This is a genomic window from Pseudomonas sp. B21-059 (genome assembly GCF_026016285.1).
GTDB classification, from domain to species: Bacteria; Pseudomonadota; Gammaproteobacteria; order Pseudomonadales; family Pseudomonadaceae; genus Aquipseudomonas; species Aquipseudomonas danubii.
Window position 1 is genome coordinate 1,432,104 of the sequence record NZ_CP087201.1, and the last position, 18,370, is coordinate 1,450,473.

Annotated in this window: 18 protein-coding genes; 4 read left to right on the forward strand and 14 right to left on the reverse strand. The window is 61.8% G+C overall.

What is annotated here, in order from left to right; translation table 11 throughout:
* Complete coding sequence (locus LOY69_RS06475) at nt 1-465, forward strand: glycine zipper 2TM domain-containing protein (RefSeq protein WP_025127763.1); 465 nt, start codon at nt 1-3, stop codon at nt 463-465.
* A 78-nt stretch (nt 466-543) separates the two neighbouring features.
* On the opposite strand, the gene nhaA is transcribed toward LOY69_RS06475, so the two are convergent.
* Nucleotides 544-1,731: a Na+/H+ antiporter NhaA gene (gene nhaA / locus LOY69_RS06480; protein WP_102878623.1), complete on the reverse strand. Its 1,188-nt coding sequence runs from the start codon at nt 1,729-1,731 to the stop codon at nt 544-546.
* A 319-nt stretch (nt 1,732-2,050) separates the two neighbouring features.
* On the opposite strand from nhaA, the gene LOY69_RS06485 reads away from it, so the two are divergent.
* Nucleotides 2,051-3,145 (forward strand): PLP-dependent cysteine synthase family protein, encoded by a 1,095-nt coding sequence (locus tag LOY69_RS06485; RefSeq protein WP_102878624.1) that lies wholly within the window; start codon nt 2,051-2,053, stop codon nt 3,143-3,145.
* A gap of 132 nt (nt 3,146-3,277) precedes the next feature.
* On the opposite strand, the gene LOY69_RS06490 is transcribed toward LOY69_RS06485, so the two are convergent.
* From LOY69_RS06490 to LOY69_RS06500, 3 genes are all read right to left on the reverse strand, one after another.
* Entirely contained in the window at nt 3,278-4,891 is a 1,614-nt protein-coding gene (locus LOY69_RS06490; protein WP_110651847.1) for an NAD(P)/FAD-dependent oxidoreductase, read from the reverse strand.
* Nucleotides 4,892-5,003: 112 nt separating this feature from the next.
* Nucleotides 5,004-5,681 carry a COG3650 family protein gene (locus LOY69_RS06495; RefSeq protein ID WP_181430784.1) on the reverse strand — a complete coding sequence of 226 codons (678 nt, stop codon included), beginning with the start codon at nt 5,679-5,681 and terminating at the stop codon, nt 5,004-5,006.
* A gap of 194 nt (nt 5,682-5,875) precedes the next feature.
* A complete protein-coding gene (locus tag LOY69_RS06500; RefSeq protein WP_102878627.1) occupies nt 5,876-6,475 on the reverse strand; it encodes a short chain dehydrogenase in 600 nt (199 codons plus the stop codon).
* Between the two features lie 102 nt (nt 6,476-6,577).
* Between LOY69_RS06500 and LOY69_RS06505 the strand changes: the two genes are divergently transcribed.
* Nucleotides 6,578-7,486, forward strand: coding sequence for a LysR family transcriptional regulator (locus LOY69_RS06505; RefSeq protein ID WP_265074279.1), 909 nt, complete (start codon nt 6,578-6,580; stop codon nt 7,484-7,486).
* Nucleotides 7,487-7,518: 32 nt separating this feature from the next.
* On the opposite strand, the gene LOY69_RS06510 is transcribed toward LOY69_RS06505, so the two are convergent.
* From LOY69_RS06510 to LOY69_RS06550, 9 genes are all read right to left on the reverse strand, one after another.
* Nucleotides 7,519-8,067 carry a DoxX family protein gene (locus tag LOY69_RS06510; protein ID WP_265074280.1) on the reverse strand — a complete coding sequence of 183 codons (549 nt, stop codon included), beginning with the start codon at nt 8,065-8,067 and terminating at the stop codon, nt 7,519-7,521.
* A 2-nt stretch (nt 8,068-8,069) separates the two neighbouring features.
* Nucleotides 8,070-8,840, reverse strand: coding sequence for a DNA-binding domain-containing protein (locus tag LOY69_RS06515; protein ID WP_102878630.1), 771 nt, complete (start codon nt 8,838-8,840; stop codon nt 8,070-8,072).
* Nucleotides 8,837-9,730 carry a DUF692 domain-containing protein gene (locus tag LOY69_RS06520; protein WP_373634151.1) on the reverse strand — a complete coding sequence of 298 codons (894 nt, stop codon included), beginning with the start codon at nt 9,728-9,730 and terminating at the stop codon, nt 8,837-8,839. The genes LOY69_RS06515 and LOY69_RS06520 overlap by 4 nt, the downstream gene beginning before the upstream one ends.
* A gap of 22 nt (nt 9,731-9,752) precedes the next feature.
* Nucleotides 9,753-10,055, reverse strand: coding sequence for a DUF2282 domain-containing protein (locus LOY69_RS06525; RefSeq protein WP_222933713.1), 303 nt, complete (start codon nt 10,053-10,055; stop codon nt 9,753-9,755).
* A 151-nt stretch (nt 10,056-10,206) separates the two neighbouring features.
* Entirely contained in the window at nt 10,207-10,908 is a 702-nt protein-coding gene (locus LOY69_RS06530) for an ABC transporter ATP-binding protein (RefSeq protein WP_025127774.1), read from the reverse strand.
* Nucleotides 10,909-11,676 (reverse strand): high-affinity branched-chain amino acid ABC transporter ATP-binding protein LivG, encoded by a 768-nt coding sequence (gene livG / locus LOY69_RS06535; protein ID WP_265074281.1) that lies wholly within the window; start codon nt 11,674-11,676, stop codon nt 10,909-10,911. It lies immediately after the preceding gene.
* Nucleotides 11,673-12,929 (reverse strand): high-affinity branched-chain amino acid ABC transporter permease LivM, encoded by a 1,257-nt coding sequence (locus LOY69_RS06540; RefSeq protein WP_102861477.1) that lies wholly within the window; start codon nt 12,927-12,929, stop codon nt 11,673-11,675. Before LOY69_RS06540 ends, livG begins: the two co-directional genes overlap by 4 nt.
* Complete coding sequence (gene livH / locus LOY69_RS06545; RefSeq protein WP_102861478.1) at nt 12,926-13,849, reverse strand: high-affinity branched-chain amino acid ABC transporter permease LivH; 924 nt, start codon at nt 13,847-13,849, stop codon at nt 12,926-12,928. The genes LOY69_RS06540 and livH overlap by 4 nt, the downstream gene beginning before the upstream one ends.
* 230 nt (nt 13,850-14,079) lie before the next feature.
* A complete protein-coding gene (locus LOY69_RS06550; RefSeq protein WP_265074282.1) occupies nt 14,080-15,207 on the reverse strand; it encodes a branched-chain amino acid ABC transporter substrate-binding protein in 1,128 nt (375 codons plus the stop codon).
* Between the two features lie 339 nt (nt 15,208-15,546).
* On the opposite strand from LOY69_RS06550, the gene LOY69_RS06555 reads away from it, so the two are divergent.
* The gene (locus LOY69_RS06555) at nt 15,547-15,852 is read left to right on the forward strand and encodes a DUF2288 domain-containing protein (RefSeq protein WP_102878633.1); all 306 of its coding nucleotides are present in this window, start codon (nt 15,547-15,549) and stop codon (nt 15,850-15,852) included.
* 289 nt (nt 15,853-16,141) lie between these two features.
* Here the strand turns inward: LOY69_RS06555 and LOY69_RS06560 are convergent, their stop codons facing one another.
* Nucleotides 16,142-18,322, reverse strand: a complete 2,181-nt coding sequence (locus LOY69_RS06560; RefSeq protein ID WP_102878634.1) for a hypothetical protein — start codon at nt 18,320-18,322, stop codon at nt 16,142-16,144.
* Nucleotides 18,323-18,370: the final 48 nt, after the last annotated feature.

Genomic DNA, 18,370 nt, shown 5'->3' on the forward strand with positions numbered 1-18,370 from the left:
ATGCGTAAGTCTGTTTTGCTGGTTGCGTCTTTCACCACGATGGCAATGTTGCTCGGCGGTTGTGCCTCTAACCTGACCGGTGACTCCTACTCCCGTGATGAAGCACGTCGTGTGCAAACCGTGCGTATGGGCACCATCGAGTCCCTGCGTCCGGTGAAAATCGAAGGCACCAAGACCCCCATCGGCGGCGCTGCTGGCGCTGTGATTGGTGGCGTGGGTGGCAGCGCCATCGGCGGCGGCCGTGGCAGCATCGTCACCGCTGTGATCGGTGCGGTAGCTGGCGGTCTGTTGGGGTCGGCCACTGAAGAAGGCCTGACCCGTACCCAGGGCGTCGAAATCACCGTGCGTGAAGACGACGGCAGCATGCGTGCCTATGTGCAGCAGGTGCAGGAAAACGAAGTGTTCCGGGTTGGCGATCGCGTACGCATCATGAGCGTCAACGGTACCAGCCGCGTTACCCGCTGATATTTCTGCTACAAAACAAAACCCCGGCCAGGCAACTGGTCGGGGTTTTGTGTTTTCAGGCGGTCGGATCGGTGTGGATCAGGAGGCCAGCGCCGTGTTCTTGCGGCTGGCGGCGGCGGTAACCGCATAGCCAATCAGTGCGGCCAGCAACGAGCCGGTGAGAATCCCCATGCGATCCATGCCGGCGTATTCGCTGCTACCGGGCACGAAGGCCAGGGAGCCGACGAACAGGCTCATGGTGAAGCCGATGCCGCAGAGAATTGCCACCCCGAGGATCTGGCCCCAGTTGGCGCCGGCAGGCAAGGCCGTAAGTCCGGCTTTGACCGCCAACCAGCTGAGGCCGAACACACCGATGGTCTTGCCCAGCAACAGGCCGATGGCGATGCCCATGGGGACATGGTGGGTGAAGCTCTCAAGGGTCACGCCGCTCAGGGACAGGCCGGCGTTGGCGAAGGCGAACAGTGGCAGGATGCCGAACGCCACCCAGGGATGCAGCGCATGTTCCAGGGCCAGCGAGGGCGAGGGTTCGGCATTACGGGTACGCAAGGGAATGCAGAAGGCCAGGGTCACGCCGGCCAGGGTGGCGTGGACACCACTCTTGAGCACGCAAACCCAGAGAATCAGGCCGATGATCATGTACGGCCCGAGTTTCACCACCCCCATGCGGTTCATCGCCACCAGGGCGGCAATACAGGCGGCCGCCAGCATCAGTGACAGGGTCGACAGGGCGCCGGAATAGAAGATCGCGATGATCACGATGGCCCCCAGGTCATCGATGATCGCCAGGGTCATGAGGAACAGTTTCAGCGATGTCGGCACCCGCTTGCCCAGCAGGGCCAGGACCCCCAGGGCGAAGGCGATGTCGGTGGCGGTGGGAATCGCCCAGCCATTGAGTGCCGCCGGATTGTCCCGGTTGAGAAACCAGTAGATCAGCGCCGGGACCAGCATGCCGCCAATGGCCGCCATGCCCGGCAGGACGATTTGCGAAGGCTTGGACAGTTGCCCTTCCAGGACTTCGCGCTTGACCTCAAGGCCGATCAGCAGGAAGAACAGCGCCATCAGACCGTCGTTGATCCACAGCAACAGCGGTTTGGCGATCTTCAAGGCGCCGATCTGGGCCACCACCGGGGTTTCCAGCAGGCCGTTGTACAGCCAGGACAGTGGCGAGTTGTTGATGATGAGAGCCAGGATGGCAGCGGCGATCAATAACAGACCGCTGGCAGCTTCCATGGCAAAGAAACGAGTGAAAGTGCTACGCAGAGGCAAGGTCGCTCTCCATCTAAATCTAAAAAAGGTGGCACACCCTAACCCGTACAGATAGTTGTTAAAACAAAAATTATATTCTTTTTTGTTATATGCAGAGGCTAAAGGGCCTGCTTGAAAATGCGCTTTTGCAGTTGTGTTTCCAATTGCTTCCCAGCTGTACCTGTAAGGTCCGAAAGTTATTTCATAACATGTCTTTTCAGGGCCGTTCCGAGCTGTTTTTCCCGGGAAAACGCCAGTCAGCCACGAACCCGGATCATCTTCGCCGGGTGCATTTCATCTTCTTGCGCCGGTACGGCGTTCGATCTGACGAGAATAGAACATGAGTGACAATCGCCAGTGGGCCCGTGAGGCCATCCGCATCATCGAAGCCGACTTCCAGCGCAGCGCCGACACCCACCTGATTCCGCTGCCTTTGCCGGGACTGCCGGGCATTGAATTGTATTTCAAGGATGAATCCAGCCATCCCACCGGCAGTCTCAAGCACCGCCTGGCTCGCTCGCTGTTTCTTTATGCCCTGTGTAACGGCTGGCTCAAGCCCGGTGCGCCAGTGATCGAGGCCTCCAGTGGCTCCACGGCGATTTCCGAGGCTTATTTCGCCCGTCTCCTGGGATTGCCTTTCATTGCCGTGATGCCAGCCACCACCTCCCAGGAAAAGATCGCGCAGATCGCCTTCTATGGTGGCAAGAGCCATCTGGTGCAGGACCCGACGCAGATCTATGCCGAATCCGAGCGCCTGGCCCGGGAGAGTGGCGGCCACTTCATGGATCAATTCACCTACGCCGAGCGGGCCACCGACTGGCGGGCCAACAACAACATTGCCGAGTCGATCTTCCAGCAGCTGCGCTTCGAGCGTTATCCCGAGCCCAGCTGGCTGATCTCCAGCCCTGGTACCGGCGGCACTACCGCGACTCTGGGTCGCTACGTGCGTTATCGCCAGCACGGCACCCGGGTGTTGTGTGCCGACGCCGAGCGTTCGGTGTTCTTCGACTACTACCTGAGCGGCGATGCTAGTTTGCGTTTGGACTGCGGTTCGCGGATCGAAGGCATCGGCCGGCCGCGGGTCGAAGCTTCGTTCCTGCCCAAAGTGATCGACGCCATGGTCAAGGTGCCGGATGCCTTGTCCCTGGCGGCCATGCATTACCTGGCCCAGCGCCTTGGCCGACGGGTTGGCGGCTCCAGCGGCACCAACCTGATTGGCGCACTGATGGCCGCGCAGCAGATGGCCGCCGCGGGTGAGACGGGGTCGATCGTGGCGATTCTCTGTGACGGTGGCGAGCGCTATGCGACCACTTACTACGATGAGCAGTGGCTGGCGGAGCAGGGGTATGAGTTGGATGCCTTGATCGATGCGGTAGCGGCCAGCGTCGAGCGTGGCGAGGCACTCCCGGCTAGCGTATTGCGTGCCGGCATCTGAACCTGTCGTAGGAGCCGGCTTGCCGGCGAAGAGGCCCTTGAGCCTTGCACTGTTCTGGATGACATCTTCGCTGGCGAGCCAGCTCCTACGGCAGGCGGTAGGAGCCGGCTTACCGGCGAAAGGGTCGGTGCGTCAGGCCTGAATGCCGAGGATGTCGCGGGCCACGGCTTCGGCAATACGAATCCCGTCCACACCGGCGGAAAGAATTCCCCCGGCATAACCGGCGCCTTCGCCAGCGGGGTACAGACCCTTCACATTCAGGCTCTGCATCGAGGCGTCACGGGTAATGCGCAGTGGCGATGAAGTGCGGGTTTCGATGCCGGTCAGCACCGCGTCGTGCAGCGAGTAGCCCTTGATCTGCCGTTCAAAGGCCGGCAGCGCCTCACGAATGGCCTCGATGGCGAAGTCCGGCAACGCCAGGGCCAGGTCACCCAGGTTCACGCCGGGCTTGTAGGAGGGCTCGACGCTGCCCAGGGCGGTAGTCGGCTTGCCAGCAATGAAATCGCCCACCAGCTGCGCCGGGGCCTGGTAGTTGCTGCCACCCAGGACGAAGGCGTGGGACTCCAGGCGTTCCTGCAATTCGATGCCGGCCAGCGGGCCGCCCGGGTAATCCACTTCCGGGGTAATGCCCACCACGATTCCGGAGTTTGCATTGCGCTCGTTGCGCGAGTACTGGCTCATGCCGTTGGTCACCACCCGGTTTGGCTCAGAGGTGGCGGCAACCACGGTGCCGCCCGGGCACATGCAGAAGCTGTAGACCGAACGGCCGTTCTTGGCGTGGTGCACCAGCTTGTAGTCGGCGGCGCCGAGTTTCGGGTGGCCGGCGTACTTGCCCAGGCGCGCGCTGTCGATCAGCGATTGCGGGTGTTCGATGCGGAAACCCACCGAGAACGGCTTGGCTTCCATGTACACGCCCCGACTGTGGAGCATGCGGAAGGTGTCGCGGGCGCTGTGGCCCAGGGCCAGGATCACGTGCCGGGAATGCAGTTGTTCACCGCTGGCCAGTTCCACGCCCTGCAATTGACCGTCTTCGATCAGCACGTCGGTGACCCGCTGCTCGAAGCGCACTTCACCGCCCAGGGCGATGATCTGCTGGCGCATGTTTTCCACCACGCCAGTGAGGCGGAAGGTGCCGATGTGCGGCTTGCTGACGTAGAGAATCTCGTCTGGCGCACCAGCCTTGACGAACTCGTGGAGCACCTTGCGACCGTGGTGCTGCGGGTCCTTGATCTGGCTGTAGAGCTTGCCGTCGGAGAAGGTCCCGGCGCCGCCTTCGCCGAACTGCACGTTGGACTCGGGGTTGAGCACGCTTTTGCGCCACAGGCCCCAGGTGTCCTTGGTGCGCTGGCGCACTTCCTTGCCGCGCTCGAGGACGATCGGCTTGAAGCCCATCTGTGCCAGCAACAGGCCGGCAAAGATGCCGCAAGGGCCGAAACCCACCACGATCGGTCGCTCGCTCAGGTCTGCCGGGGCCTGGCCCACCACCTTGTAGCTGACATCCGGCGCCGGGTTGACGTTACGGTCGTCGGCGAACTTGAGCAGCAGCGCCGCTTCGTCGCGCACGTTGAGGTCGATGGTGTAGATGAAGCACAGCTCGGAAGATTTCTTGCGCGCATCGTAGCTGCGTTTGAACAAGGTGAAATCGAGCAGGTCATCGCTGGCGATCCCCAGGCGCTGCACGATAGCGGCGCGCAGGTCTTCATCGGGATGGTCGATCGGCAACTTGAGTTCGGTGATTCGTAACATGACAGGATCCGGGTAGGCGGTGCGCAACAGTGCGCCGGCTTGCTTTGCACAAACCGGCGATTATAAGCCGCAATCCACCGTCGCCGTGAGGCTAAAACCGCTGCTCGTCGAATCAGTCGTTGCGCGAGCCGCCGAAATAGCCGCAACCGCGCTGCACCTGACCATCCACCCGCAGCTCGGCGCTCAGGTGCTGGACGCTGCCGGTAACGGGGTCGACGCAGCGTTGCGGTGCGACCCAAAGCTCCACGCGCTGGTGATTGGCTTCGCTGCTGAGGTTGAAACGGCCGTCGCCCAGTTGCTCTTCCAGATACGGCAGGGCCAGGTTTGGCTGGCCGGCGCGCTCGATCATCATGCCCTTGGCACTGACATCGACATTCCAGGCCGGATTCTTGCCGCCGGCCCGCAGGATCAGACGCTGGAAATTCGGGTCGTTGCAGGCATTGCCGGAACCTTCGATGCGATACAGCTGGCGCAGGTCCAGCTGCCCGTCGCTGCTGCCGCTGGCGGAAAACTTGCCTCGCAGGTCGGCGAACAGCTTGCCCTGTTTTTCAGCCAGGGTAGCGGCCTCTTGCAGCACGCTGGTGTCGCCGCCATCGCTGACCACATAACGGCGATCTTCGGCGCAGGGCTTGAACAGCAACTTGCCGTCTGCCGCGCTGAGTTCACCCTGCATCCGGGTCAGCCCGGCCATGGAGGGCGCCTCGGGTTGTGAGTTGAACATCGGCAACATCTGACAGCCGGCAAACAGCGGTAACAAGGCGAAGCAAAGCAGTGAACGGGCGGTGCGCATCATGGGGCCTCCAAGCGGAAGCCGACACGTTACGCAGCCCGCCCGGTCACCACAACCCCGGATTGAACGCAGCAGCGCCATCAACCGCAGGAGCCGGCTTGCCGGCGAAGAGGCCCTGGAGCCTTGTGTGATTCGGGAGGACGCCTTCGCTGGCAAGCCAGCTCCTACACAAACCAGCTCCTACACAAGCCGGATCAGCCGACGTGGTAGGTCTGGCCGGTCTGCAGGCCTTCCACGCTCTTGGCGTAGGCCAGGGCCACGTCGGCCGCCGGCACCGGCTTGAAGCCGCGAAAGTACGGGGCATAGCTGCCCATGGCTTCCTGCAGCACGTTGGGGCTGATGGAGTTGACTCGCAGGCCCCGGGGCAGCTCGATGGCGGCGGCCCGCACGAAGCTGTCGATGGCGCCGTTGACCAGGGCGGCCGAAGCGCCGCTGCGGATCGGGTCGTGGCTCAGCACGCCGGTGGTGAAGGTGAAGGACGCACCGTCGTTGGCGTATTCGCGGCCGATCAGCAGCAGGTTGACCTGGCCCATCAGTTTGTCGTGCAGGCCCAGGCTGAAGTGTTCGGCGGTCATTTCTGCCAAGGGGGCGAAAGTGACGTTGCCTGCGGCACAGACCAGCGCATCGAAGCGACCGGTCTTTTCGAACAGTGCGCGGATCGACTGGGCATCACTGATATCCACCTGGAAGTCACCGCTGGTGCGGCCGATACGGATCACTTCGTGGCGCTGGGACAGTTCCCGGTCTACCGCCGAGCCAATGGTGCCGTTGGCACCGATCAAGAGAATCTTCATGGGCTGTTCCTCGAAAAGGGGGGGAGGTTGCAGTCTAGAGTGGTTTTTTCCATGGATTAACGCGCTAATAGGCAACCTTTGGTTTTCAAATGGAAACAATCCATGAGCGAGATGGATGATCTGGTGGCGTTTGCAGTGTTGGTGGAGGCGGGCAGCTTTACCCTGGCGGCCCAGCAACTGGGGTGCAGCAAGGGCCAGCTGTCCAAGCGCATCAGTGCTCTGGAAGCCAAGTTCGCCGTGGTGCTATTGCAACGCACTACTCGGCGCCTGGACCTGACCGCCGCCGGCGCGGCACTTTTGCCTCAGGCCCAGGCGCTGGTGGCTCAAGTCGAGCGAGCGCATCAGGCCCTGGCGCGGCTCAAGGACGACATGGCCGGTCCGGTGCGCCTGACGGTGCCGGTGTCCTTGGGCGAAACCTTTTTCGACGGCCTGCTGCTGGAGTTCTCCCGGCACTATCCCCAGGTGCAGATCGAGCTGGACCTGAACAACAGCTACCGCGACCTGGCTCGGGAGGGGTTTGATCTGGCGGTGCGCTCGGAAGTGGCCAACGATCAGCGCCTGGTCGCCCGGCCGCTGCTGGCCTGGCATGAGATGACCTGCGCCAGCCCGGCCTATCTGGAGCAATACGGCGAGCCGCAGACTCCCGCGGAGCTGGCCGAGCATCGCTGCCTGCTCAACAGCCACTACAGCGGGCGGGAAGAGTGGCTCTATCACCAGCGTCACGAACTGCTGCGGGTGCGGGTCAGCGGTCCTTTTTCCAGCAATCACTACAACTTGCTGAAGAAGGCCGCCCTGGTGGGGGCGGGAATTGCCCGGCTGCCTTCCTACATGCTGCACAGCGAGCTGGCCGATGGCCGCTTGCGCTGGCTGTTGCGGGACTACCAGACCCGCAGCATGCCGATGTACCTGGTGCATCCCTATCAGGGCGGCCTACCCAGGCGCACCCAGGTGCTGGCCGATTACCTGATGGACTGGTTCCGCCGCAGCGGTGAGGCGCTGGATCGTCTGTAGCCGCGGCCAGTGGGGTGCGAACTTGAATCGGTTCAAGGGGCTGTGGCCCTTTTCGCAGCCTGCGGCAGCGGCTGCAGAGGACGGTGGTGAAAATGCCGGGCCAGCAGGTGGTCGAGGGAAAACATGCCCGGGCCACGGGCCATCAACAGCAGCAAGATCGCCGCCCAGGTGCCGTGGGTCGGGTAGGCGTCGGGGTAGACGAAAAGCTGGATGGTCAGGGTCATCCCCAGCAGCGCCAGTGCGGAAAAGCGCGTGGCCAGGCCCAGCAGAATCAACACCGGGAAAAAGTGCTCGGCAAAGGCCGCCAGGTGCGCCGCCACTTCCGGGCTCAGCAGGGGTACGTGGTATTCGCTCTGGAACAGGGGAATGGTGGAGTCCGCCAAACGCGGCCAGCCCAGTTCGAAGGTGCCATCGACCAGGTCGATGGCCAGTCCCTCGACCTTGGTCTGGCCGGATTTCCAGAATACCGCGGCGATGGAAAAGCGCGCGATAAAGGCGATCAGGCTGTAGGGAATACGCTCGAACCCTTGAATGATTCGGTGCAGCAGTCCGCTAACGGGGGCAGGTGTCTGGGTGTTCATGGTCAAGCCTTTTGGTGAGGTTGCAGGTCGATGAGGGCGCCGTGGGCCAGCAGCAGGCCCAGGCACTGGCCCAGGTCGAAGTCGGCCTGGGCGTCCAGGGCATAAGCGGCGGCGATTTCCAGCGGCCAGTGGTGGCGCAGGCTGTCGATGAAGGTGGCGCTGCCGGCGTCCAGTGCGATCACCCGCACTTCCAGGGCATTGCGCAGCACCAGGGCGTGCTGGCTCTGGTGCAGGTCGAACGCCGGCCAGGCAGCGTCGCTCTGGTGAGCGGCCCACAGGCTGACGACGGCGAACGCCGAGTGCAGGGTGCGCAGTGACGGATGCAACTGCAGGCAGAGCTGGCCGAGGCGATCGGGCTGGTTCATCGCCGCCAGCAGTTGGGCCGGTTGCAGAGGCTCGGCGTCGGCGGCGTGATAAGCCTCGACCCGCAGCCGTTCCAGGCGCGCCATATCGGCCAGATAGGGCAGGGCCGCCGCCGGAGCGAAACCCTGGATGAAGTCCGCCAGGTCCTGGCCGTAGTCGTTGAGCAGCGGGCTGTGTGGAGGGAAATCCTGCACATACAGACGGGCCATGGCGTTGAAGAATGTCTGCCCCACCAGTTGCGCCAGCACTGGGTAGGCCTCCGCCAGGGCGTTGATCAGCGAGCCTTGCACGTTGTTGCGATAGACCGCGAAGCGACTGGCCGGATCGGCGCCGTTGCTGCTGCAAAGCCCCTCCGGGCAGATGGATTCGGCGCTCAGTAGCGCCTGGGCAAAGAGGGCGTGGTTGCTCATGGCTGCACCCGCGCCTGGTGTAACAGCGCCTGGGCCTGAGCGGCCTCCCCCAGCAGCGTGGTCAGGCTCGGCACCTGATTGTCCCGTTCGATCAGGGTGGCCATGGGGCCGATCCGCCCCAGCACCTGTTGGTACAGGGCCCAGACTTCCCGGTCTACCGGGGCGCCGTGGTCGTCGATCAACAGGCGGTCGCCGAGGTTGTCCCGGTCTTCGGCGAACCCGGCCAGATGGATCTCGCCCACGGCCTGCAGCGGCAGTGCCTGCAGATAGGCCAGGGGATCGCGCTGGTGGTTGATGCAGGACACGTAGAGGTTGTTGACGTCCAGCAGCAGGCCGCAACCGCTGCGCTGGATCACTTCGCGGATGAAGTCCGTCTCGTCCAGGGTCGAGCGTTGGAACTGCAGGTAGGTAGAGGGGTTTTCCAGCAGCATGGTTCGCCCCAGATGATTCTGCAGTTGGTCGATGTGGTCGCAGACCCGCTGCAGGGTCGGCACATCGTAGGCCAGGGGCAGCAGGTCGTTGAGAAACACCGGGCCGTGGCTGGACCAGGCCAGGTGTTCGGAAAAGGACTGGGGTTGATAGCGCTCGATCAAGACCGCCAGACGCCGCAGATGCTCGCTGTCCAGGGGGCCTTCGCCGCCAATGGACAGACCGACACCGTGCAGCGACAGCGGATACTCCTGGCGAATCAGGCCCAGGTAATGATGGAAGGGCCCGCCCGCCACCATGTAGTTCTCGGCATGCACCTCGAAAAAGCCAATGTCGGGACGCTGTTCGAGGACGTCCTTGAAGTGTTGGCTCTTGAGCCCCAGGCCTGCACAGGGCGGCAGGCTCGGGGTGGACGCCTGAATGTCGTGGCGGGGACGTGGGATCAAGGCTGTGTTCATCATCGACACTCAGGCTGGCGCAGGATCAGGACTTGGCTTTGAAGGCTTCGAGCTGGCCGAAACCGGTGGGCGAGGTGCTGCTGGCGGTTTTTTCGCAAGTGCCCTTGGGCACCAGTTTCCAGGCGTTGGCCTGGTCGTTGACCTTGGAGGTGCCGGCGCAGCTGGTGCCGGCGCCCGCGGCGCAGTCGTTCTTGCCCTTCATGGCCACGCCGAAGCATTTCTCCATGTCGTCGGCGGCTTGCGCGGTGGTGGAGACGGCAGCGATGCTCAGGGCGGAGCCCAGGGCCAGGACCAGGGCGGTGGCGGACAGGGTGCGAGTGGTGCTCATGATGTTTCTCCAGATCGGTTGGGTAAGGAAGCATTTGTGCTTGCTTACCCCTCTAGAGAAGGCTCATTGGCATTCGTTACAGCCCGGGACAGTTTTTTATCCCGGAATAAAAAAAACGGCCCCGAAGGGCCGTTTTTTGTGACGCAGGTGTTTAGCCGCCCAGATAGGCTTCGCGCACCTTCGGATCGGTCAGCAGCGCTTCGCCGGTGCCTTGCATCACCACCCGGCCGTTTTCCAGCACATAGGCGCGGTCGGCGATTTTCAGCGCCTGGTTGGCGTTCTGCTCCACCAGGAACACCGTCACGCCGTCGCGGCGCAGCTGTTCGATGATGTCGAAGATCTGCTGAATGATGATCGGCGCCAGGCCCAGGGACGGTTCGTCCAGGAGCAACAGCTTGGGCTTGCTCATCAGCGCCCGGCCGATGGCGAGCATCTGCTGCTCGCCGCCGGACATGGTGCCGCCGCGCTGGGTGAAGCGCTCCTTGAGCCGTGGAAACAGCTCCAGGACCTTGTCCATCTGCTCCTGATAGTCGCCCTTGTCGGTGAAGAAACCGCCCATGGCGAGGTTTTCTTCCACGGTCAGGCGGGCGAACACCCGGCGGCCTTCCGGCACCACGGCAATGCTCTTGCGCATGATCTGCGCCGAGCTTTGCCCCACCAGCTCTTCACCCAGGTAACGGATGCTGCCGCTGTGGGCCTGTGGCGAGCCGCAGAGGGTCATCAGCAGGGTGGATTTGCCGGCGCCGTTGGCGCCGATCAGGGTGACGATTTCGCCCTGGCGGATCTCGACGTTGACGCTGTGCAACGCCTGGATCTTGCCGTAGTAGGTGGAAACGTTTTCGAACTGCAGCATTTACGCTTCCCCCAGGTAGGCTTTGATCACTTCGGGATTGTCGCGGATCTGTTCCGGCGTGCCGTCGGCCAGGGGCGTGCCCTGGTTGATCACCACGATGTGGTCGGAAATGCTCATGACCAGCTTCATGTCGTGCTCGATCAGCAGCACGGTGACGTTGTGCTCCTCACGCAACACGCTGATCAGCCCCTTGAGGTCCTCGGTTTCCTTGGGGTTGAGGCCGGCGGCCGGCTCGTCGAGCATGAGGATCCGCGGGCGGGTCATCATGCAGCGGGCGATTTCCAGACGCCGTTGCTGACCGTAGGCCAGGGTGCCGGCGGGACGGTTGGCGAATTCCCGCAGGTTGACCTTGTCCAGCCAGTAGCCGGCGTACTCCATGGCCTCGCGCTCGCTCTTGCGGAACGCTGGGGTCTTGAACAGACCGGCCAGGAAGTTGGTGTTCAGGTGACGGTGCTGGGCGATCAACAGGTTCTCGACCGCGGTCATGTCCTTGAACAGGCGCACGTTCTGGAAGGTTCGCACCACACCCTTGCGGGCGATCTGGTGGCCCGGCAGGCCTTCGATCGGCTCACCGTCCAGGAGGATACTGCCGGCGCTTGGCTGGTAGAAACCGGTCAGGCAATTGAACACCGTGGTCTTGCCGGCGCCGTTCGGGCCGATCAATGCCACCACTTGTTTTTCCTTGACGGTCAGGGCCACGCCGTTGACCGCCAGCAGGCCGCCGAAGCGCATCGACAGGCCGGTTACTTTGAGGATCTCACGGCTCATTTGCGCAGCTCCATGTGAGGACGTTGCATGGGCAGCAGACCTTGAGGACGCCAGATCATCATCAGCACCATCATGGCGCCGAACATCAACATCCGGTATTCGCTGAATTCACGCATCATTTCAGGCAAGAGGATCATCACGATCGCCGCCAGGATCACACCCAGCTGCGAGCCCATGCCACCCAGCACGACGATGGCGAGGATGATCGCCGACTCGATGAAGGTGAAGGACTCCGGGGTCACCAGGCCTTGGCGCGCGGCGAAGAAGCTGCCGGCGAAACCGGCGAACGCGGCGCCCAGGGTAAAGGCCGAGAGCTTGATCACGGTGGGGTTCAGGCCCAGCGCGCGGCAGGCAATCTCGTCTTCACGCAGCGCTTCCCAGGCACGGCCGATGGGCATGCGCAGCAGGCGGTTGATGACGAACAGCGCCGCCAGCGCCAGCAGCAGGGCCACCAGGTAGAGGAAGATCACCTTGTTGATCGAGTTGTATTGCAGGCCGAAGAACTCATGGAAGGTCTGCATGCCTTCTGCTGCCTTGCGCTCGAAGGTCAGGCCGAAGAAGGTCGGCTTGTCGATGTTGCTGATGCCGTTCGGGCCGCCAGTGAGATCGGTCATGTTGCGTAGCAGCAGACGGATGATCTCGCCAAAGCCCAGGGTCACGATCGCCAGGTAGTCACCGCGCAGGCGCAGCACCGGGAAGCCCAGCAGGAAGCCGAAGGTGGCCGCCATCATCCCGGCGATCGGCAGGCAGATCCAGAAGCTCAGGCCGAAGTAGTGCGAGAGCAGCGCGTAGCTGTAGGCACCGACGGCATAGAACCCCACGTAACCCAGGTCCAGCAGGCCGGCCAGACCGACGACGATGTTCAGGCCCAGGCCCAGCATCACGTAGATCAGGATCAGCGTGGCAATGTCCACCGCACCGCGGGAGCCAAAGAATGGCCAGACCAGGGCAACGACGATCAATGCCAGGATGATCCAGCGCTGGGTGCCCGGCAGGGTCAGGAAGTTGCTGGCCTTGGCCGGAATCAGCGGCATGCTGGGAGAAGACTTCCAGGCGGCGCTGATCTGGCTATGGAACAGCACCCGCAGGAACATCAGCACCGAGCACACCGCGATGGTGGCCAGGATGGTCGGGCTGGTGTTGTGGACTTCCAGGTTGATGCCGACGATGGTCAGTTTCAGGCCCAGTACCGGGTAGGCGACGGCCCAGACCAGCAAGGCGCTGAACAGCGCCGATTTAAGATTCCTAGTCATACTTTCTCAACCTCCGGACGGCCCAGAATGCCGGTCGGACGGAACAACAGCACCAGAACCAACAGGCCGAACGCCACGACGTCCTTGTACTGGTCGCCGAACACGTCGGCGCCAAAGGCTTCGGCCACCCCCAGCACCAGCCCGCCGAGCATCGCGCCCGGGATACTGCCGATGCCGCCCAAGACCGCTGCGGTGAAGGCCTTGAGGCCCACCAGGAAACCGGCGTTGGGGTTGATCACACCGTATTGCATGCTCAGCAGCACGGCGGCGATGGCCGCCAGTGCGGCGCCGATCACGAAGGTCAGGGCGATGATGTTGTTGGTATTGATCCCCAGGAGGTTGGCCATCTTGATGTCTTCGGCACAGGCACGGCAGGCGCGACCCAGACGAGAACGGGAGATGAACAGCGTCAGACCGAGCATGGCCACCAGGGTCACCACGAACACCACGATCTGCATGTAGGAAATCAGCACTTCATGTGCGCCACCTGGCCCGATGGAGAAATTGCCCGGGATCAGGTTGGGAATGGATTTGTCCTTGGAGTCTTGCGCCAGCAGAACGGTGTTCTGCAGGAAGATCGACATGCCGATGGCCGAGATCAGCGGGATCAGGCGGTTACTGCCCCGCAAGGGGCGGTAGGCGATCCGTTCGATGCTGTAGCCGTAGGCACTGGTGACGACGATGCTCGCGATAAAGGCTGCGGTCATCAACAGCGGCACGCTGTCGAGTCCCATCATGGCCAGCCCGGCGATGGCGATGAACGCCACATAGGAGCCGATCATGTACACCTCGCCGTGGGCGAAGTTGATCATTCCAATGATGCCGTAAACCATCGTATAGCCGATGGCGATCAGGGCATACGTGCTGCCAACGGTGAGACCGTTAACCAGCTGTTGGAAAAAGTGATAGAGGTCAGGCATTACAACGCTCCTAAAAACCTGATACGCATTTCACTGGTGGAGTCATTTTCCCGCCCAGGCCCCGTGGATCTGCACCCACTTCGGGCTGGGTTTTGCCAGCGAACCGCTGATGACGGTTTTGAGATTTTCAGGTGGGCGGGATTCCGGATCACGGAACACAGGCCCATACATTCGTAAAACAAAGCCCACGGCGAGCCGTGGGCTTTATTGGCAGTCAGTCAGGGCGCGCCTTACTGAGGAGAGACTTCGGTTTTAGGTTTGCCGAAGTGCCACTCGTAGACCACGAATTTGAAGTCTTTCAAGTCGCCCTTGGCGTCGAAGCTCAAGTCACCGGTCGGGGTCTTGAAGGTCCCGGCGTGGATGGCTTCAGCCACCTTGGCCGCGTCTTCGCTCTTGGCGTTGGTGATGGCGCCAGCGATCACTTCAACCGCGGAGTAGGAGGGGAATACGAAAGGACCGCTCGGGTCTTCTTTCTTGGCCTTGAATGCGTCAGCCAGGGCGACGTTGGCCGGGTCCTGGTCGAAGGATTTGGGCAGGGTCACCAGCAGGCCTTCGGACGCGTCCTTGGCGATCTGCGAGATGGAGTCGTTACCCACGCCTTCCGGACCCATGAACTTGGCCTTCAGGCCCTTTTCCTGGGATTGACGCAGGATCAGGCCCAGCTCTGGGTGGTAGCCGCCGTAGTAGACGAAGTCGACGTTGGCTTGCTTGAGCTTGGCGATCAGCGAAGAGAAGTCCTTGTCGCCGGCGTTGATGCCTTCGAACACGGCCACCTTGGTGCCTTTCTTCTCCAGGGTCTGCTTCACGGCGCTGGCGATGCCTTCACCGTACTGCTGTTTGTCGTGGAGTACAGCAACGACTTTTGGCTTCACGTGGTCGGCGATGTAGTTACCGGCGGCAGGGCCCTGGGCGCTGTCCAGGCCGATGGTGCGGAACACCATTTTGTAACCACGGGCGGTGATGTCCGGGCTGGTGGCTGCCGGGGTGATCATGATCACGCCTTCATCTTCGTAGATGTCGGAAGCGGGTTGAGTGGAGCTGGAGCACAGGTGGCCGACCACGAACTTGACGCCATCGTTGACCACTTTGTTGGCCACCGCCACGGCTTGTTTTGGATCACAGGCGTCATCGTATTCAACGGCTTCGAGCTTCTTGCCGTTGACGCCGCCCTTGGCGTTGATCTGTTCGATGGCCATTTTCGCGCCACTGAACTGCATGTCGCCGTACTGGGCTACCGGGCCGGTCTTGGGGCCGGCGATACCGATCTTGATGGTGTCAGCTGCGAACGAATGGCTGGCAACACCGGCCAGGACCATAGCGGCAAACAGTTTGGTAATCTGCTTAGTAGCCTTATTCATAGTGCTCCACTCTTACTGTTGTAATTTTTATAGTTCCGGCGGCCTTGGTCGCAGAACCGAATCAGATATATCGCGAATATCCGTCGGAAGTGCCCCTGGCAACTGTACCGGTACAGTGTAGAGCGCCGGTTGTTCGCTTGAAAAGCTGGCGGCTGGGGGCAAAAACGCGGGGTGTCGCTTAATCGAAAGAAAAAGACAGATTTGCGGCGTGGCTTGCGCCCGGTTCGGCGTCAGTCCCTGGCGCTTCTGAGCTTCTCGATCGGTGATGCATTTGCTTCTGGGTTTTTCTGCCAGAGCACCGACGTTATGATTGCGCCGATTTCATTTCTGGACAGTCCCATGACTCAAGAACCTAGCACCCTCTATGCCAAGCTGCTTGGTGAGACCGCATCTATCAGCTGGAAGGAACTGGAGCCGTTCTTTGCCAAGGGTGCCCTATTGTGGGTCGACGCCGACCTGGATCTGATCGAGGCGGCCCAGGCGGTAGCGGAGAATCAGGCACAAAAAGTCGCGGCCTGGCTGGCCGAAGGGAAGGTTGAAAAGCTGTCTGCGACGCGGGCGTCCGATCTGTTGGAGCGTGATCCGCAGCTGTGGGCCGTGGTGGTCTCGCCCTGGATTCTGACCCAGGAGAGGGCGTCGCGCTGAAGGTGCGCGCCAATCTGGTGCGCTATTTTGTCGGACAAAAGTGTGTAGCCGAGTAACCGTGAGTCCAGTGATGGCATCTTGCCGTGGAGAAAGGCCCCACAGGGATTTCAGCCAGGGTGACGTTCACGGAAGGGGCACAGTTTCAAGTCGGTCCGACGAGCTGCTTAATTGTTTCGTGGTGTGAACAAATCGACCATTGGCCGGCGAGCGGAACGCCGCCCGGCCGCCCCTACAGGGCAGCAGGTTTTTTCCCTGCTGTGTAGGAGCCGGCTCGCTGGCGAAGCCCTTCTTAATAGGCGGTCTTGCCGGTGTGGCTATTGAGGGAGATGACCCGGGTCTTGCCGATGCGGTGACGGTAGATCTCGCGCAGGTACTTGATGGCCTTCTTCACGCAATCCCGGGACAGGCGGATGTCGTTGATCGAGACGAACTTGTCCTTGTCGTTGATCAGCTCGCGGTACTTCTTCTCGTACATCGGCTTGATCGCGTACCAGTTGGTATCGAGGATCTTCGCCGGGTTCTCGAATTCGTTGAGCAGATCGTCGATGCGGTCTTCGTCGAATTGCTCGCTGACGATGAAATCCAGCACCGAGTTGTCCAGGGTGTCGTCGAAGCGGTACGGATTGCGCGCAAAGCAACGCTTGATAAAGGCCACGATCAGGGTCAGGAAGTCATCCGACAGGCACGGGCTCTTGGCGATCAGGGTAGTCAGCGACAGGTTGGCCGAGGCGCCGATCACCAGCGCGTAGCGCTTGAGGGTGGTGTTGGGGAACAGGCTGTTGAGGTGAGTCTTGAGCCGGTTCAGGTCCATGTAGGACAGCTTGTAGTCCTTGGGCAGGGACACAATCGATACCACCGACGAGCAGTTCTTGAAGAAATGCAGGTCGTGCAGCGCCGCGGCGTCATACCCCGAGGCCTTGTACTGCTCCAGGGCCGCACGATAGCGCTTGGACTCGATGGGCAGCAGGCTGATGCCTTCAATGGCCTGGGTCACCTTGTTGAAGTGCGGCAGGTCGATGGAGCGGAAGAACAGGTCGTCGATGTTCAGGCGCTGCGGCTCTTTCTCGAACACCTTGAACTTGTCGCCGCTGGGTACCGGCTGCTCCGGCACCACGGATTCGGCGTAGGCGATCGCCACCGGGCCGGCCAGGCTCATGAACAGGTCGTTGGCGTCCAGGCGGATGGTCTCGCCGATGTCGATGCCGGCGCGACGGAAGTAGTTCTGGTCGTAGTCGGTGGTCACTGCCTGGGCAGTGAGGATGTTGAAGATCTGCTGGGAGATGTACTGGTTGGCGTGCTTCTCCATGGCGTTGACGTCAATGTTCTGGATGTTGCCGTCATCGCTTTCTTCGGCGTAGCGCATGATGTCGTTGGAGATCAGCATCATCGCGTTCCAGGGGCGGATCCGCCCCATGACGCTGGCTTCGCTGCTGTCTTCATTGTCGAAGTTGTAGGAGAAGTCCCACTCTTCCGAAAGGTATTTGCACAGCAGGCGGCCGGCGTTGATGTGCAGCGCCTCGGACATTTCGCTGCGATGGTCCGAGATGTTCGGCAGCACGCAGATGCCGCTGGTGAAGATCGGCTCGAAGACGAAGGAGTGCCCGCTCTTGCTGTCGTGCTCGTCCATCGGCTTGGTGTCGAAGGTCTTGTTCATGTACGAGTACTGCTGGGCCAGGCCGAATTCCGAGGCCATGCCCGAGCCGGTACCGCCACCAGCACTGAAGATCGAGAAGTACAGGCGCGACTGGTTGGCCTTGATCCCGCAGGAATCGATCAGGTACGAGTGGATCATTTTCCAGTCAGGGCTGGAGAAGCGCTGGGTGTCCTTGTTGAGGATGATCTTGGCCAGGTACTGGCCGAGGATCGGCGCGTTACCGGCGCCACCGGCGTGGACTTCCGAGAGGTCCATGATCTTCATCTTGCTGTAGTCGCGGATGAAGCCGCTCTTTTCGCCCTTGCGCGAGAAGCGGATGCGCCCGGCGATGTCCTTGTCCAGGTCACCGAGCATAACCAGGGGCTCCACCAGGAACACCGGCTTGCTGGCCTTGCTCTGGCCCAGGCGCAGGTTCTGGCGGATCCACTGGCCGGGGCTGTAGCCGCCTTCGTAGGCCTTGTCTTCGTTATTGAATTCGTTGAGGTAGAACTTGCGGGCGTTGTACACCAGCTCCGCCACATCCAGGGCGATGTTGGAGCCGCAGCGGCCCAGGCCGATCAGGCACACCGACGGGAATTCCTGGTCACGGCGATTTTCCTGCTCGTCTTCCAGGTGCGGCGGGCGCGGGAACACGGAGTCGCGCAGGCCATCGAGGTTATCGAGGATGCGGTCGGTGTTGGTTTCGGTGAAATACAGGTACTGCTGGGTCGACAGGGGGCGTGAACTGGACAATGGCTTCGTATCTGAGTGGCTTGATGTGGGGGAGGTCAGCGTCATCTCGGAGACTGCGTTGGCAGGATTGTTTTTAGAAGTCATTGTGCGCCATATGCCTGGTCTGGTTGGCTCGAGACGAGGTGTCAGCGA

What these genes read in the sequence shown, in the direction of transcription:
- LOY69_RS06475 (WP_025127763.1), top strand. Translation starts at nt 1, where the DNA reads ATGCGTAAGTCTGTTTTGCTGGTTGCGTCTTTCACCACGATGGCAATG.
- LOY69_RS06485 (WP_102878624.1), top strand. Translation starts at nt 2,051, where the DNA reads ATGAGTGACAATCGCCAGTGGGCCCGTGAGGCCATCCGCATCATCGAA.
- LOY69_RS06490 (WP_110651847.1), bottom strand. Translation starts at nt 4,891, where the DNA reads ATGTTACGAATCACCGAACTCAAGTTGCCGATCGACCATCCCGATGAA.
- LOY69_RS06495 (WP_181430784.1), bottom strand. Translation starts at nt 5,681, where the DNA reads ATGCGCACCGCCCGTTCACTGCTTTGCTTCGCCTTGTTACCGCTGTTT.
- LOY69_RS06500 (WP_102878627.1), bottom strand. Translation starts at nt 6,475, where the DNA reads ATGAAGATTCTCTTGATCGGTGCCAACGGCACCATTGGCTCGGCGGTA.
- LOY69_RS06505 (WP_265074279.1), top strand. Translation starts at nt 6,578, where the DNA reads ATGAGCGAGATGGATGATCTGGTGGCGTTTGCAGTGTTGGTGGAGGCG.
- LOY69_RS06510 (WP_265074280.1), bottom strand. Translation starts at nt 8,067, where the DNA reads ATGAACACCCAGACACCTGCCCCCGTTAGCGGACTGCTGCACCGAATC.
- LOY69_RS06515 (WP_102878630.1), bottom strand. Translation starts at nt 8,840, where the DNA reads ATGAGCAACCACGCCCTCTTTGCCCAGGCGCTACTGAGCGCCGAATCC.
- LOY69_RS06520 (WP_373634151.1), bottom strand. Translation starts at nt 9,730, where the DNA reads ATGATGAACACAGCCTTGATCCCACGTCCCCGCCACGACATTCAGGCG.
- LOY69_RS06525 (WP_222933713.1), bottom strand. Translation starts at nt 10,055, where the DNA reads ATGAGCACCACTCGCACCCTGTCCGCCACCGCCCTGGTCCTGGCCCTG.
- LOY69_RS06530 (WP_025127774.1), bottom strand. Translation starts at nt 10,908, where the DNA reads ATGCTGCAGTTCGAAAACGTTTCCACCTACTACGGCAAGATCCAGGCG.
- livG (WP_265074281.1), bottom strand. Translation starts at nt 11,676, where the DNA reads ATGAGCCGTGAGATCCTCAAAGTAACCGGCCTGTCGATGCGCTTCGGC.
- LOY69_RS06540 (WP_102861477.1), bottom strand. Translation starts at nt 12,929, where the DNA reads ATGACTAGGAATCTTAAATCGGCGCTGTTCAGCGCCTTGCTGGTCTGG.
- livH (WP_102861478.1), bottom strand. Translation starts at nt 13,849, where the DNA reads ATGCCTGACCTCTATCACTTTTTCCAACAGCTGGTTAACGGTCTCACC.
- LOY69_RS06550 (WP_265074282.1), bottom strand. Translation starts at nt 15,207, where the DNA reads ATGAATAAGGCTACTAAGCAGATTACCAAACTGTTTGCCGCTATGGTC.
- LOY69_RS06555 (WP_102878633.1), top strand. Translation starts at nt 15,547, where the DNA reads ATGACTCAAGAACCTAGCACCCTCTATGCCAAGCTGCTTGGTGAGACC.
- LOY69_RS06560 (WP_102878634.1), bottom strand. Translation starts at nt 18,322, where the DNA reads ATGACTTCTAAAAACAATCCTGCCAACGCAGTCTCCGAGATGACGCTG.